The sequence below is a fragment of the Paenibacillus sp. AR247 genome, from assembly GCF_002968895.1.
In the GTDB taxonomy this organism is placed as follows: domain Bacteria; phylum Bacillota; class Bacilli; order Paenibacillales; family Paenibacillaceae; genus Paenibacillus_AQ; species Paenibacillus_AQ favisporus.
In genome coordinates this window covers 20,000-35,648 of record NZ_PCZT01000012.1, presented here as the reverse complement: position 1 = coordinate 35,648, position 15,649 = coordinate 20,000, and the positions used below count along the sequence as shown (strand labels likewise).

Annotated in this window: 11 protein-coding genes and 2 pseudogenes; 7 read left to right on the top strand and 6 right to left on the bottom strand. The window is 54.3% G+C overall.

What is annotated here, in order from left to right; genetic code table 11:
• Positions 1-224 precede the first annotated feature (224 nt).
• Positions 225-470, top strand: a pseudogene (locus CPT76_RS21480) (KGG domain-containing protein); the annotation flags it as partial.
• Between the two features lie 260 nt (positions 471-730).
• The gene (ilvD, locus tag CPT76_RS21475; RefSeq protein WP_181152987.1) at positions 731-2,416 is read left to right on the top strand and encodes a dihydroxy-acid dehydratase; all 1,686 of its coding nucleotides are present in this window, start codon (positions 731-733) and stop codon (positions 2,414-2,416) included.
• A gap of 213 nt (positions 2,417-2,629) precedes the next feature.
• Here ilvD and CPT76_RS21470 read toward each other — a convergent pair whose 3' ends face one another.
• Positions 2,630-4,042, bottom strand: a complete 1,413-nt coding sequence (locus CPT76_RS21470) for a polysaccharide deacetylase family protein (protein ID WP_105444412.1) — start codon at positions 4,040-4,042, stop codon at positions 2,630-2,632.
• Between the two features lie 196 nt (positions 4,043-4,238).
• On the opposite strand from CPT76_RS21470, the gene CPT76_RS21465 reads away from it, so the two are divergent.
• Positions 4,239-5,396 (top strand): AI-2E family transporter, encoded by a 1,158-nt coding sequence (locus CPT76_RS21465; protein WP_076169654.1) that lies wholly within the window; start codon positions 4,239-4,241, stop codon positions 5,394-5,396.
• On the opposite strand, the gene CPT76_RS21460 is transcribed toward CPT76_RS21465, so the two are convergent.
• From CPT76_RS21460 to CPT76_RS40255, 3 genes are all read right to left on the bottom strand, one after another.
• Positions 5,362-7,140, bottom strand: coding sequence for a peptidoglycan D,D-transpeptidase FtsI family protein (locus tag CPT76_RS21460; protein WP_308737651.1), 1,779 nt, complete (start codon positions 7,138-7,140; stop codon positions 5,362-5,364). The two genes, CPT76_RS21465 and CPT76_RS21460, sit on opposite strands and share 35 nt — an antisense overlap.
• Before the next feature lie 224 nt (positions 7,141-7,364).
• A complete protein-coding gene (locus CPT76_RS21455; protein ID WP_258168724.1) occupies positions 7,365-8,813 on the bottom strand; it encodes a methyl-accepting chemotaxis protein in 1,449 nt (482 codons plus the stop codon).
• Entirely contained in the window at positions 8,702-9,562 is an 861-nt protein-coding gene (locus CPT76_RS40255) for a cache domain-containing protein (protein ID WP_258168723.1), read from the bottom strand. The genes CPT76_RS21455 and CPT76_RS40255 overlap by 112 nt, the downstream gene beginning before the upstream one ends.
• A 432-nt stretch (positions 9,563-9,994) precedes the next feature.
• Here CPT76_RS40255 and CPT76_RS21450 point away from each other — a divergent pair, with 432 nt between their 5' ends.
• The 4 genes from CPT76_RS21450 (at position 9,995) to CPT76_RS21435 (ending at position 14,392) form a co-directional block, all read left to right on the top strand.
• On the top strand, positions 9,995-11,194 hold the full coding sequence (locus CPT76_RS21450; protein ID WP_105444411.1) for an MFS transporter: 1,200 nt from the start codon (positions 9,995-9,997) through the stop codon (positions 11,192-11,194).
• A gap of 98 nt (positions 11,195-11,292) precedes the next feature.
• Complete coding sequence (locus CPT76_RS21445; RefSeq protein ID WP_105444410.1) at positions 11,293-12,531, top strand: aspartate aminotransferase family protein; 1,239 nt, start codon at positions 11,293-11,295, stop codon at positions 12,529-12,531.
• Positions 12,532-12,584: 53 nt separating this feature from the next.
• Positions 12,585-13,622 carry a zinc-dependent alcohol dehydrogenase gene (locus tag CPT76_RS21440; RefSeq protein ID WP_105444409.1) on the top strand — a complete coding sequence of 346 codons (1,038 nt, stop codon included), beginning with the start codon at positions 12,585-12,587 and terminating at the stop codon, positions 13,620-13,622.
• Between the two features lie 44 nt (positions 13,623-13,666).
• On the top strand, positions 13,667-14,392 hold the full coding sequence (locus CPT76_RS21435) for an HAD family hydrolase (RefSeq protein ID WP_105444408.1): 726 nt from the start codon (positions 13,667-13,669) through the stop codon (positions 14,390-14,392).
• A 173-nt stretch (positions 14,393-14,565) separates the two neighbouring features.
• Here the strand turns inward: CPT76_RS21435 and CPT76_RS21430 are convergent, their stop codons facing one another.
• Positions 14,566-15,171, bottom strand: a complete 606-nt coding sequence (locus tag CPT76_RS21430; protein WP_105444702.1) for a DUF1349 domain-containing protein — start codon at positions 15,169-15,171, stop codon at positions 14,566-14,568.
• Between the two features lie 172 nt (positions 15,172-15,343).
• A pseudogene (gene mltG, locus CPT76_RS21425) lies at positions 15,344-15,649 on the bottom strand (endolytic transglycosylase MltG); the annotation flags it as partial.

Sequence of the window (15,649 nt, the reverse complement as noted above, 5' to 3'; positions counted from 1 at the left end):
ACGGGGCTGTATCCAAGCAAGTTATTTACCAATGATTTCATAATTTAATTGTTTCACTCCAAAAAAGCCGTGGTAAGTAAAGGATGCGCGCAACTAATATAGAGTGAACTAAGGCTAACGTCATCCGCGCATTCTCCGGAAGGCGGGTACGGACTTCGGGTCCGGAGGTACACTTTAGTTCAATCTATATCAATCAAAAAATACTTTCCAAGGAGTGATTTGAAATGGCACGTAACAACGATAATAACGGTAAAATGAGCAGAGAAGAAGCAGGTCGTATGGGCGGGGAAGCAACGGCCAAAAATCATGACAAGGAATTTTATCAGGAAATCGGCCGCAAAGGCGGCGAAGCCACTTCCAAAAACCATGACCGTGAATTCTATCAGGAGATCGGCCAAAAAGGCGGCGAAGCCACTTCCGAGTCTCACGATAAGGAGTTCTACAAAGAAATCGGCCGCAAGGGCGGCAAAAACTAATCCCTGCCTGACCATAAGCCAACAACAAGTGATTGATTGACATAAGCCAAAAGGCACCTTCATTCCCAGCGAATGGAAGGTGCCTTTTCCTGTTCGCCTGCCTGGGCCTAAAGTTCCCCGAATCTTTCGAACCATTGCTAGAAAAAGCTTTCATTTTGTGATAGACTCATTTAAAACCGTTTCGTTTTATACGGGCACTTTCATAGTTAACCGCGCTAAAGCGCGATACTTACAGTTAGGGGGAAAAAGACATCATGGCAGCTAATAAAATGCGCTCTGACATGATTAAGAAAGGCTTTGACCGCGCGCCTCACCGCAGCTTGCTCCGCGCGGCGGGCGTGAAAGAGGAGGATTTCGGCAAGCCGTTTATCGCCGTGTGCAACTCATACATCGATATCGTTCCCGGTCACGTCCACCTTCAGGAATTCGGCAAATTGGTCAAGGAGGCCATCCGCGAAGCCGGAGGCGTTCCGTTTGAATTCAACACGATCGGCGTTGATGACGGCATCGCCATGGGGCACATCGGCATGCGTTACTCTCTGCCGAGCCGCGAAATCATCGCCGACTCGCTCGAAACCGTCGTCTCCGCCCACTGGTTCGACGGCATGGTCTGCATTCCGAACTGTGACAAAATTACACCGGGCATGCTGATGGGCGCGCTGCGCGTCAACATCCCTACGATCTTCGTCAGCGGCGGTCCGATGAAGGCCGGCGTCGACAGCAAAGGACGCCGCCTGTCCCTGACATCCGTATTCGAAGGCGTCGGTGCCCACCAAGTCGGCAAAATCAGCGACGACGATCTGTTGGAACTCGAACAATACGGCTGTCCTACCTGCGGTTCCTGTTCGGGCATGTTCACCGCGAACTCCATGAACTGTCTGGCGGAAGCCCTTGGACTGGCAATGCCGGGCAACGGAACGATTCTGGCGGTAGCCGAAGAACGCAGAGAGTTCGTCAAGCAATCCGCACGCCAGCTGATGGAACTCGTGAAGATGGACTTGAAGCCGCGTGACATCGTGACCAAGGAGTCCATCGACAACGCCTTTGCACTCGACATGGCCATGGGCGGCTCCACGAACACCGTGCTTCACACCCTGGCCCTCGCTCAGGAAGCCGGCATCGACTATCCGCTGGAGCGGATCAATGAAGTCGCCAACCGCGTGCCGCATATCTCCAAGCTCGCACCCGCTTCGGATTACTTCATCGAAGACGTTCATACCGCAGGCGGCGTAAGCGCCGTGCTGAACGAACTGCTCAAGAAGCCAGGCGCATTGTACGGCGACTGCATGACGGTTACCGGCAAGACGCTGGCCGAGAACGTGGCCGGCTGCGAAATCCAGGACAAGAACGTCATCCATCCGATCGACCAGCCATACTCCGAGCGTGGAGGCCTGGCGGTGCTCTACGGCAACCTGGCTCCGGAAGGATCCATCATCAAAGTCGGCGCCGTGGATCCATCCGTCGGCGGCTATCATAAAGGTCCTGCCATTTGCTTCGACTCCCAAGAGGAGGCGCTGGAAGGCATCGCGAACGGTAAGGTTAAAGAAGGCCACGTCGTCGTTATTCGTTACGAAGGACCTAAAGGCGGCCCAGGCATGCCGGAAATGCTGGCGCCTACGTCCCAAATCGTCGGCATGGGCCTTGGAGCCAAAGTTGGCCTGATCACGGACGGACGTTTCTCCGGCGCATCCCGCGGAATCAGTATCGGCCACATCTCTCCGGAAGCAGCTGAGGGCGGTCCGATCGCCTTCGTTGAAGACGGAGACATTATCGAGCTCGACCTGAACAACCGTAAAATCGAGCTTCTTGTCAGCGACGAAGTGCTGGCCGAGCGCCGCACCCATTGGAAAGGCTTCGAGCCGAAGGTGAAAACAGGCTATCTCGCCCGTTACTCCAAGCTCGTCACCAACGCCAGCCAAGGCGGCGTCATGAAAATCTAATCCACTCTGCATCGAAGTGAGATGCATCCGAGGTGCTTCATAAGTCGCTCCGACTTATGAAGCACCTTTTTTATATAAAGCATAAAGCTTTAAATAGTAAGGCTGCCTCATTCGGTTTCCGGTTCAACAACAAAAGGGCTGTCTCCAGCTGCGGTCTTTAACCACAGCCGGGACAGCCCCGATCATTAATATTTCGTATAATTGCTGTTTGATTTACACAGCAGGCGGCGTGCTGCCGATGCCCTGCGACGAAGCAACCAGATTCAGGTCAAGCATCTCGTCCTTCTTCTCCTCTTGCGGATCGGATGGCTCCTTCACTTGCTGCCGGCGGTGAGATCCGCTCTCGGAAAACCGCTCGACCAGCTGAGCGACGGGCATGACCAGCATTTTCGGAACCATCTGTTCCGAATGGTCCTTCAGCCGTTCCTGTCCGGACGGATTAATGATCAGCAGCAGGAATCTCAGGTACAGCTTCGACGACTTGGCGAACAGCCCGTCTTTTAAGTCGACGATTTTGAAGCCGAAGTTCTTTGGCCCCCGGTTAATCATCGTGACTCCGTATATGGCCTTCGCCTGCTGCAGTTCAGGGTCGTTGATGATAATCCGGGCCAGTTCCGGGAACTGATCTTCGGTGCCGCGGATCATCTGGATGGCCAGGTGCACCATCGATCTGGACCGGACACCGAGCCGAAACAGCTTCTCGTTATCGAAGTGCAGCTCGATCACTTTATCTCCCTTGGACAGCGTTGCGCCGTCATTCATCTCCACCGTTTGTCCCTTATAGGTGCGCAGTCGGTAATGGAGGAAAGGATCATAAGGCCGGATCGATTTCAACCGGAACATCGCATGAAACAGCGTTTCCCACAGCAGCCAAACTTTGACCGAAGCCCGTTTCAGCCGCGGCAGCTTTCGCTCGGGCGCTTTCTCCTTCGCTTCGATCATCTCGTCGATCCGGATGGCTCTCATTCCGCGGCGCTCCGCTTCCTCCAGCACCCGCTCCAAAGCGATCAGCATCTGCTGTGGCGCGTCCGGGTTAGCTCCGGCCGTGAGGCCGCAATCATGCAGCAGCATCACTTCTCCGGGCTGAAGCTTGTTCAGCATCCGCTCGGTCAGCCGGTCCGCGCCGATACGTTCCCGCCAGTCGCCGAACATGGACGACCACAGGACGATCTTGAACTGGCTCCGCTTGGCAAAATCAAACAAATTCACGATTCCCCACGGCGGACGGTAATAAGAACTGCGCTCGCCGGTAATCGTATGAATAACCTTGTCGGTCTTCATAATCTGTTTCTTGACCGTTCCCGGCCGCATCAGCCAGTTCGATTTATGGACATAATTATGAATGCCGATCAGATGGCCTTCGTCATAGATCCGCTTGACGATTTCGGGATGCTGCTCCGCGTGCGAGCCGACGACGAAAAAGGTGGCCTTGGCGTTGTATCTTTTCAGCAGGTCCAGCAATTTCGGAGTGTACACCGAATCGGGACCGTCATCGAAGGTCAGCGCGTATTCATGCTCCGTGATCCCTCTGCGAAATACGCGGAAACCGAATATTCGGGTGATCAAGCCGGGAATAAACGCGTAAAACGATGAGATGTAAAATAACCAAAGCAGCAAAGTCTGCATGTCATATCCCCACTTTTCTCTGTATTGACTTTGACTTGCCGAAAGGCATGTGTTATTTGATAACTTTGATTTTCATAGGCACCCTATAAAAATCGCTACCTCTTATTTTATCACAGTGACTGAAGAAATAGGCGTTTTTTTATAAATCGTGTACAATGAAAAATAATCTGTTGTGAAAAGGAGAGATCCGCCCGCGATGCTTCCACTGTACAAAAAATACTGGCGAACCTTTGTGGATATCGGGTTCATCGTACTTACCGTTTTCCTCGTCATGTACATATTCAGCAAGCTGTACCAAATCGCCGCGCCCGTATTTTTATCGTTCGTCGTCTTCTTTATGATCGAACCGCTGGCCAAGTTTTTGCACAAGAGGGGCATGCCCAAACCGTTCGCTTCCGCCATTTCCGTACTCGTGTTTATTTTGGTAATCCTGGGGATCCTGTTCGGGGTCGGACTGATCGTTGTTTCCCAGTTCGCCCAGGTCCAAGATAATTTGCCCAAATACACGCATATGATTCAAACGGAATTTACCAAGCTGACGCAATTTCTTCAGGAAAAAATCGCAGCCCTGCCGCCAAATGTCACCGCAAAAATGAACGAGTATTTTACGACGTTAACGGATTATGCCAGCGGGTGGGCCACCGCTTTCTTTAAATATATGGTCGGACTGTTCAGTTCGTTCTCGTCCTTTATGGGCAACTTCGGCATCGCCATCATCCTGGCGTTTTTCCTCAGCACCGAAATTGGCAGCTGGAGAAAAGTGATGCGGGACAAATCGCCGAAGACGCTGAAGAACGCCTATACATTTCTGAAGACATATGTCCTGAAAGCCATCGGCTCCTACATCAAGGCCCAGCTGATCATGGTGCTCATCACCCTAGTGCTCGTATATGCCGGGCTGTTGATTCTGCGCACAGGCAACGAGCTTGCACTAGCCTTGGTTTGTGCCGTATTTGATATTCTGCCGCTCGTCGGGGTTCCGGTTATCCTGATCCCATGGATCATTTATTTGTTTATTGTCGGCAATCTCAGTCTGGCGATCGGCCTTTCCGTCCTGCTCGTCGTTGTGCTTCTCACCCGCCAGCTGCTCGAACCGCGAATTACGGGCAATTCGATCGGCGTGTCGTCGGCATTCCTGATGCTCTCGTTCATGATCATCTCCCTGTCGATCTTTGGCATCGCCGGACTGATCCTCTCTCCCGTGCTGCTGATCCTGATCAAGGAACTGCTCCAGCAGGGATATTTGCAGAGCTGGATCCGCCTTCCGAAGGAAGAGTTCGACGTGTCGCCGTTTGATATGACCACCCGCACGCCGGATGCTACGCCGCCGGATGAGCCGCAAGCAGGTTCATAATGCGTCCGAACAGCACCGTCGCCTGGTTCCGGGAGGACGGCGACATATTTTGATACAGTACCGCAGCCGCGTATTTCGGTTGGTTCACGGGTCCGTACCCGATGAACCACTGATGATTACGCGGCTGTCCGTTTATGGTCACCTGGGCCGTTCCCGATTTGCCGGCTAGCGGCCATGCCGCGCCGCGGATCGACTGACCCGTTCCTTCGGTGACCACCTTTTCCATCCAGCCGGTAATCAAATCCGCAGTTGCCGGCTGGACGGTACCAAGGGACGACGGGGCCAAATGGGGCTTTAGCTCTTTCATCAGCTGGCCGTTGGCATACGAAACGCTCTCCAGAATTCGTGGCGCATGGACTTGTCCCTGCTGAAGAAGCGTCACGATCATGTTGGCGGCCTGCAGCGGGGTCACCTGTACATCGCGCTGACCGATGCCGGTCTGTGCGCGGATCCCTCCGTCCCGATCGGCCTTATCCGGATCGGCAAAGATTTTTCCGCTGTCCTCATGATCGAACGGGCGCAGAAGGGGCAGGCCAAGGATGTCCTTTTCCTCCCAACCCACCGTTCTGGCCAGGCCCAGCTTATGGGCGGCCGCTTCGATTTCGCCCGCTGACAGCCGCTCCGCCAGTTCCGCAAACACGGCATTGCACGATTCGGCATAAGCCTCCGCGAGCGTAATCACGCCATGCTCTTTGGGGCAGGAAAGTCCATATTTACCGTATGCGCCGGTGCACGTAAAGGTTTCATCCGGAGAAGTGACGCCTGCCTCCAGCGCCGCTGCCGCGATGACCGTTTTGAATATGGAACCAGGCACGGCGGCCTGCAAAGCGCGGTTATTCCATGCCCTTTGCTGCGGGTTGACGTCCAAGGGATTGTAGAACGGCAGCGATACCATGGCCACCACATCGGCGGTTTGCGCATCAAGGAGGACAACGGCGCCCTCCTTCATCCCCGATTCCTTGGCCAGCTGCTCGATCTGCCGCTGCAGCTCCAGGTCCACCGTGGTGCGGAATTTGAGCGGATAATAGGCGTTACCTGGTCCTTTAATCCGGATGCCCGTACCCGGAATGGGCTGATCGCTTCCATCGACGGTATAATAGGCGGTCGTCGGACCCATCCCGCGCAGGAGCGGCTCCAGCGTCTTTTCCAGCCCGGCCGCCCCCTCCTGAAAGGCATACCCCGTGTGGATCAGATGCTTCTGCCCGGGCTGCTCCGTTAAATAGCCGAGCCACTGCATCCCGCTGGAAGCATCCTCATACCGCTTGGTATACGGCAGCACTTCGATGCCGCTGATTCCGGCCGTCCTTACCTGTTTTGCCTCGCTGTCCTTCAACGCCAGCGGAACGCTCTTGCGGGAGTCCGGCCACACGAGAGGGACGCTCAAGTGGTCCCATACCTTCAGGAAGGCGGCCTGATCCGTCTTCAGAACCCGGGTGACCGCATTCAGCTTGTCCTTCGCCTCTTGCCGGATGGAACCGGAAACCGGGAACAGCACGGCGGCGGAAACCGTCTTCCCTGTTAAGGGCTCGCCGTTTCTGTCGTAAAACTTGCCCCGCCCGGAGTCCAAAACGACGCCGCGCTCCCGCTGCAGCACCGACATTTCCTGCATCGTAAACCGGCTTCCGGGCAGCTCCGACACCCTCATAACGAGCTGTATGTAGGCTAACCTCAATATGAGTACCGTCATCATAAACGAAAGGATGACCAGCACATAGAAAATGCGCCGTTTATGTTTTACGCTCAAGAAGAACCCCTCTTTATGCCTTTTCCACTCAGTATATCCTTCAGCAGGCATGTCCAACCCGGCCAGCTCAGGCTGATCCGTTCTCAGAGAACCAAAAAGCCAACGCATCCCCGACGGAGACGCGTTGGCTCACTGTGAAAACTGTTTATTGGGTTGGCACTACACTGCCAACGTTACTGCATGCGAATAAAGCTAAGTTTTGAACATGCTTCCTTATGCTTCCTTTAGTTCAGCGTAAACCGGGACAGCGATTCCTTCAGCTGAATCGATACATTTTCCAGCTTGGCGGAGAGCTCAACGAGATGATCGCCCACGCTTTGCTGCTCATTGCTGAGCGAGGCGACTTCCTCGGAGGTCGCCGAGGATTCCTCTGCGACCGCGCTGACGTTGCTCATGCCTTCCGAAAGAACGCTGTGCGAATCATGCAGCGCTGATATCGATTCGGTTACGGATTGCAGCCGCTGCGTGAAATCGCCCATCTGTTCCTGAACCGATACGAAAATTTCGTTCGTTTCCTTCACCGCATTCATTTGGTGCTGGAACAGCGGATAAGCGTCCGACAGCGCTTCGACCGTTTCATTCATCTCGGACATGATTTGACCGGTGATCTGCCCTACCATGTCAATCGATTGTCTGGACTGGTCCGCAAGCTGGCGAATTTCGTCCGCCACGACCATGAAGCCTCGTCCGGCCGCCCCGGCCCGCGCCGCTTCGATCGTGGCGTTCAGGGACAGAATATTCGTCTGCTTCGTAATATTTTGCAGCACGACCAGCACTTTGTTGACAGAGCTTGCCGTCTGCTTCAAGGCATCCACCTTGTGCATCAGCTCACGCGTCATTTCTTCGGTTTGATGCGTTTTGTCCAGCAGCTCGTTCAGCTGTTTGGTTCCGTACTGGCTGGATTGTTCAACATGCCGCGCGGCGCTGCCCATTTCCTCATTGGCCGTGATCACCAATCCCATCTGCTTGGCCATATGCTCGGTCATCTCGTTTCCGCGCTCCGCCTCGGTAGCCAGACTGCTTGCCCCGTTGGCGATTTCCTCGGTCGCAATGGCAATTTCTTTGGCCGAGATCGCCGTCTTCTTGGAAGCATCCGTCAGCTCGCCCGCCGTTTCAAGCACGAGCTGGGCCGTCGTATTCGTCTGCTGAACAAGCTTCGTAATTTGGTCCACCATCAGATTGAAAGCCTGTCCCAGCTGACCGATTTCATCCTTAGACTTATGCTGTGTCCGCACGTTCAGGTTGCCCTTGGCCCCCTCCAGCATCAGATCTTTCAGCTTGCTGAGCGGGGTTGCGATCATCCGGGCCATCCAGAACCCGATCAGGATGGCGACCACGATCGCGCCAACGGCCATTCCCATAGTCAAAACTAGAATTCCCTTGGCGTCCTTGACCAGCATTTCGACCGGAACGGTTCCTACCAGCTTCCAACCTGTCGTCTCGAGCGTGTTGTATACGGCAAGGATTTCATTCCCTTCGTTATCCCGCGTTTCCAGGGTCTTGGCCGGTTCTGTCTGGCCCTGCATGAACGAAAGTGTGGCTTTGGTTCCTGCTTCACTGTTCACGGTAGAGGCAACGACTTGACCGTTAGCGTCGCCAACCTGAAGCTTGCTGCCGTCACCCAAGCTGATTCCGTTGAGCTGGTTTTCGATGACGTCAGTCTTAAGCTCCACGACAATGACGTAGGCTCCGCCGCGGGACAAGCTCTGCAGGGAGCGGACCAGCTCGAAGGAAACGCTTCCATCCTTACCCTTTGAAGAAGGAACCCATGATGTCTGATTTGTTTCTTCGCATTTTTTAACCAGTCGGCTTCGCGGATCGTATTGATGTCCAGGCCGCCTGAACCGGAAGAGATGATGCGCTGCGACTCTTCGGGCGGAACCAGATAAATCGCTTTGATCGAAGAGTTGCTGTTCAGCTGGTTTGACAATTTTTTGTTGATCTGATCCGTAAGCACGAAATTCTGGTATTCATCCTGCCGGTTCCGTGCCAGCTCGTCGATGACGCTCTGCATTTCCGGATCAAAAAACATCTGCATCGCCATATCTTCATATTGCTTCAGAATGATATCCAATTTTTCCTGAGTTTGCTGGATCGTCTGGCTATTCGCCAGCGCCGTATTGTTCTTGATGGTGCTTTTGGCTTTGCTATAGGATGTTAGACCCAGGGTCAGCACGATCGCCGCTATCGCCACGAAAAAAATCAGGAACAGCTTCACGCCCACCGACTTGAACGGGTTTAAATTTTGCAGCTGTGCCCCGCTGATGCCCGGCAGGCTGCCGAACCGTGACGGCTTTTTCGGATCTCCCGGCCCTCCTGATGCTGCTGAAGCATTCCGCTTGCTGCCGCTTCGCTCCTTTGAGCTGGAGCTATTCTGTTTCTGTTTTTCTTCCCCCATATCTTTCTTTCGAATCCATCCCACTCTCACTCACCGCCGTTTCAATTTCTTGCATTACGTCGTATGTAAGTTTAAAAAACGAATGCCTACTTTATTCTTCGACATTTTCCATCTCGAACCTTTGCTTTTTTGGCAATTTTTTTATAACTTTTTTCCTAAGCCTCATAATTCTATTGAACTATGCATTGGAATGCCCATTAAAGATGGTGAAACAGAGGCTGCCAGAGGCGGAAGACCTTATTATTCGACGAAAACAGTCAAGCCTCTTCTTTCTCTTTCGTATGAGAAAGGAACCATGCGGATGGTGCGTTCTCCTTCTAATTACATATTTTTTACATTTAAAATATTATTTTACAAAATAACATATTTATTTTATGGCTAATATGGTATAAATTGTATTACATCAGCTGATAGATTTGGAGATCTCCCAAAATATCGACAAAGGAGTGTGAATTCTTGCGGAGGTTGTTTGCCTTAAGCTGCGGATTTTACCTGCTGATCGGAATCACCAGTGTGGTGCTCGGCGCCATGCTTCCCGTCCTCCTGGCCCATTACCATAAGGATTACGGTGATGGCGGAACGCTGCTCTTCCTGCAGTTTCTCGGTTTTCTCGCCGGAGTTACGGCTTCGCCTTTCATGTCGGCCAAGCTCGGCCGAAAGCGGATGCTTGCTGTTTCCTTGGCCTGCGTCACTGCAGCCTGCATTGTCATGGGAAGCCTTCCGTCCTGGACCTGGATCATTCTAATGACTCTGCTCGTCGGTTTCGGTTCCGGCATCATTGAGTCTTCGATCGGCGCGTTTACGATTGAATTTGCCGAAGAACAGAAAGCGGTCGCCATGACCAAGCTTGACGTTTACTTCGGTCTGGGCGCGCTCCTTATTCCTGCGGCGGTCAGCCTGTTTCTTACGATGGACGCCTGGTTCCTCACCTTTTTTACAGTTGCCCTTGTTTCGCTGACGCTGCTGATCCTGTGGCTGGCCATGCCGGCAGAGAGCTCCGCACGGCTGGACAAGGCGGTATCCGCAGGTTCTCCGGAGAAAAGCCGCTACCGGGGTAGATACGCCGGGCTGCTGGGTATATTCATCGTCTTTTTCTTTGTATATATGGGTCTTGAGCTGGGGCTGATGAATTTTCTGCCCTCCATTCTGATCGAGAAGGTGCACGTTAAAGATTCACTCGCTTCCCTTGGCGTCACCATCCTGTGGATTGCTATGGTCATCGGGCGGCTGTTCGTGGGTAGAATCGCGGAAACGGTAAGGTATATCCCGTTTTTGGTCTGGAGCACGGCGGCTACCCTCGCCTTTACGATCGGGTTCGCTTTATGGGCGAACGAATGGACAGCCTACCTGCTCGTCTTTGGAGTCGGCGTCTCGATGTCCGGGCTGTTTTCCATCGCTCTCGTGTATGCCAACGTGCTCATTCCGGGAATGACGGAGACAACCACCAGCATCCTGATCGCATCCGGCGGGATCGGCGGCGCGGTGCTGCAGTATCTGATCGGCTGGTCGATGGATCAGTGGTCGGCCGGAATGGCCGTCTGGATCCTTGCCGGATTCAGCTTGATCCTGCTGGCGTCCCTGATCCTCACTAAGCAGCAGCAGTCCAGGAAACATAAGCTGGGAGGAAGCCTTCTGGGGCACGGCCACGAGGGATGATGGCCCCCTTTTCGGGAAATTCGGTGTCGATACAAAAATATGACATTCTTCTAACAACGTATTACCGAAATGAATATAAACCTTTGGAGGGAAGACGGATGCAAACCTTAACCACAAACCGTTTCAAGTTTGGAAAAGGGATTACGTTGGTCGATGATGCAGGCACGGAGTATTTGGACGGCGTGTCCGGGACGTTCAATCTTTCGCTCGGCTACAACCACCCGCATGTTGTGGAAAAGGTTCAGGAGCAGGTGGGACGCCTGACTCACATGTCCTCCACTTTTACCGAACCGTATGTGAACGAAGTGCTGGACCAATTGACCGAGCACGCTCCGAATGGGATCGATACCGGCTGGATGCGGGATATTACCGGCTCCACGGCCAACGAATGCGCGACCAAGATCGCGCAAAAATATACGCAGGCCACCGACATCATCAGCTTGTTTCTGTCCCATCACGGCCAAACCCAGTTTGCCACCGCCATCTCCGGCAACGCATTCCGGCGCAAGCACTTCCCCAACTCGAATGCCGCGAACAGCGTACACGTTCCCGCTCCTTACTGCTACCGCTGTCCCTTTAACGCCTCCCGCCCGAACTGCGGTTTTCAATGCATCGAATCGATCCATGACCACCTCGAATACGCAAGCTCCGGATCAGTCGCCTGCATCATCATCGAGCCGATCCTCGGCAACGGAGGGAATATCGTTCCACCTGAAGGATATTTCAAGCTGCTGCGCAAGCTCTGCGACGAACACGGGCTGCTTCTGATCGCTGACGAGGTTCAGACCGGAATCGGGCGGACCGGTTACATGTTCGCCAGCGAACGGTTCGACATTCAGCCGGATATGATCACCCTTGCCAAAGGCCTGGGCGGTATCGGTGTTCCGGTGGCGGCCGTGCTGATGCAATCCCGCCTGGACGTGCTGGAGAAGCACGAGCACTCCTTCACCTCGGGCAGCAATCTGATATCCGTTACGGCGGCCAAGTCCACCCTGGAGGTCGTATCCGAGCCTGGATTTTTGGATGAAGTCAAACTGAAAGGCGAAATACTCGGCGACCTGCTGCATGAGCTTGAGACTAAATACGACTGCATCGGCGAAGCACGCGGAGTCGGGCTGATGTGGGGTTTGGAGATCGTGGACGAGGACGGGGCACCGGATGTCGCCAAGACCAACGCGGTCATCGATCGCGCCTTTGCCGATCAGCATCTGATCCTCCGCGGGTCCAGATACGGATTCGGAAACGTGGTGAAGGTCAGACCGTCCCTGACCGTAACGACGGATGAGATCGTAACAATCGTGGAAAGACTGGACACGGTTCTGGCCAGCGTCGGTTAACGGTGCTAATGTTCGCAAAAGTCAAATATCCATATCCAAGGAGGTAATACGTGATGCAAGCATTGGTATACAAATCGGCATGGGACGTAACGCTTGAGGAACGGCCGGAGCCGTCCATTACAGAGGAGCATCAGGTTCTCGTCCGCATTCGCGCCACCGGCGTGTGCGGGACTGATCTGGGCATTGTGAGCGGCAAATATCATGCGGTATCTTCCGTCATCCTGGGCCACGAATCGGCAGGAGATGTCGTTAGCGTCGGCAGGGGAGTCACCACGCTGAAGCCAGGCGACCGGGTCGTGATCGACCCGACTTATTACTGCGGGCACTGTGAGATGTGCCGAACTGGCCGGCAAAATCACTGCATCCATAAGTCTGTGACGGAAACCGGAGTTAGCGCCAACGGAACCTTTACCGATTATTACGTCACCGAAGACCGCTTTTTATATCCATTAAAAGATCATGTCAGCTACGAGGAGGCCACTTTAACGGAGCCGCTAAGCTGCATCCTGACAGGAATCAACCAAATCCGGCTCCTGCCGAATTTTCGCACGGTCGTCCTCGGCGCCGGGCCCATCGGCATTCTGTACAGCTATGCCCTGGCTTCCAAAGGCGTAACGGGAAGCATTGTGGACATCTCCAAAGAAAGGCTCGCCATCGCCGGGAGTATCGCCCCGGAACGCTGGAGAACTTACGATTCGTTCGAAACGGCGGTAGCGGAGGCTTCATCCGGTGGCGGACAGGTGGATCTTATCGTCGATACGACGGGCGTGGTCGGAACGCAGGTGCTTCCAAGCCTGGCAAACGGCGGTTACCTCATGCTTGTCGGCTTAAGAGACGGTGTCAGCACCTTTAATCCCAAAGAGGTCGTCGACCGGAGCCTCAAAATCATCGGCTCGATCGATTCCCTGGGCACCTTTTCCACCGCCCATTACATGATCGAGCGCCAAATTATTCCCGCGCAAAAAATCATAACCCACACCTATCCCTTGGCCCAATACCGGGAAGCCTTCCAAGCCCTGGGCTGTGATCTGGACGGGCGTTCGCTGAGCCCTTCGTCCCAGGCGATCAAGGTCATTCTGCAATCGGTCTGAAGCCGTTTAGGCACGAAAAATAACGACAAAGGAGCGTTAAGCGTATGACATTGCAGAAGCAGGAATGGCAGGCCCCGCCGGTAAAGGCCGTTATTTTTGATATGGACGGCGTGCTCGTAAACAGCGAACCGATCTATTTTGAGATTGAGCGCAGCTCTTTCGCCCACTTCGGCGCTCCCGTAACGGAAGAGGAGCATCACGGCTACGTGGGGGTAACGCTGGAGTCCATGTGGAGGCAGGTGCTGGAGAAGCATAAGCTCTCCTTCCCGCTGGAAGAAGTGCTCGCCTATCATCAGAACAACGTGCTGGACATCATGGCAGCACACCCCGAACTGCAGCCGATTCCCCACGTAACCCCATGGCTGGATTGGCTGCGCAGCCGTCAGGTGCCGCTTGCGGTAGCTTCTTCCTCGCCTCCGTCCCTGATCCGGCTCATCATGGAACGTACCGGACTTGGAGCCTTTTTCAGCGTGCGGCTTTCCGGGGAAGAGGTGAAGTCCGGCAAACCGGCACCCGATATTTTTCTGCAGGCCGCCGAGCTGCTGGGAGCCGAGCCCTCATCATGCCTGGTTATCGAGGACTCTTGCAATGGGGTCAAGGCCGCAAAGAGCGCAGGCATGCGCTGCATCGGATACCTTAACCCCGGATCCGGCCGGCAGGATTTGTCCCATGCGGACCATGTCATCACCAGCTACCTTGAAATGGAAACGATCCGGGACATGCTGTCCATCGAACGGCTCACTCCAGTCCCTTTGGATTTGCAGGCATAACGCTGGCGGCTGTTTGATGCGGCCCGGCTCCAAGAAACAACCGATTTGAATTCAACCACCAAAAGGCTGCAGCCTCCGTCCGGGTTCGGACAAGAGTCTGCAGCCTTTTTCGCCGATGAAGTCGACTGTTCCGGTGAAGGAGCAGGAGCAAGCTCAGCCGTCAGGCATGGCCTTCATTGCGACTCCGGCGGCTGTTCATGCACATCCGCATCCGGCTGGGCCGTTGCCCATCGGGTAAAAGCCACTTTGAGCCCAGCACTTGTCGGCGCGCACAAATACGGTCCCGCTTGCCATTCATCCGGAGTAAGCCGGCATACGCGGACGGTTCTCCAGCCTTCCCCTTGCGTTCGTGCTCTGATAATAACCGCATCTTTCAGACGGGACGCCCGGATCGTCACGATCTTCTCCATCCACTCCGGAACGGGCGCAAGCGACCAATCCGAATAGCCGTGGGTCACGACCGCTCCGAGATGAGGGACGCCGTCATTCATCTCGATTCCGGCTTTGATCCACTGCTGCCCATGGCTCCATAACATCAGACCTGCCTGGTCATACAAATGATCGAAGGCGGTCAAACGAAAGGTTACCTCTACCGCTTCTTCCCCATCCCATGGCAGCAGAAGCGAGTGGCCGTTGTCCCGTTCAAAACCGTACATGGTCGTTTGCCAATAATCACTGCCCTGGCACGCTTCAACGATCAGCTCCCCGTCCTTCTCTTCACAAGCAGCCGGTTCCGTCGACCAGCGGCCGCTAGTCCACGGTATCACTTGTCTAGTCATATTCATGCCACCCTCTCCCCAAACGAATTTTAACATTTTGAACGATTCCCAGGAGAAACTATTGTACTTAAAAAGCACCCCGGACCCGGCGGAAGCGTGTGTCTCCGGCAGAGTCTGAGGTGCTTTGGTGCTCGCAGCGGCAAATGGATTCTGGGCGATACTTGCCCCGCAGCTACTGCTTCGCATTGCTGTTGCTTTTCTTGATGTTGTTCAAATGCTCCTGGTACGTCTTCGCAAATAAATGCTCATGCGAGCCGTCCTTCTTGGTCACGTAATACAAATAATCGGAAGCTTCCGGCGATAATGCAGCTTCGATCGAAGCGATGCTCGGACTGCAGATTGGTCCTGGCGGGAGCCCCCGGATGCAAATACGTGTTATATGGACTGTCCACCTTCAGGTCCTTATACAGCAGCCGTTCCTTCGGCTCCTTCAAAGCGTACTGCACCGTAGCGTCGATTTCCAGCTTCATCTCCTTGT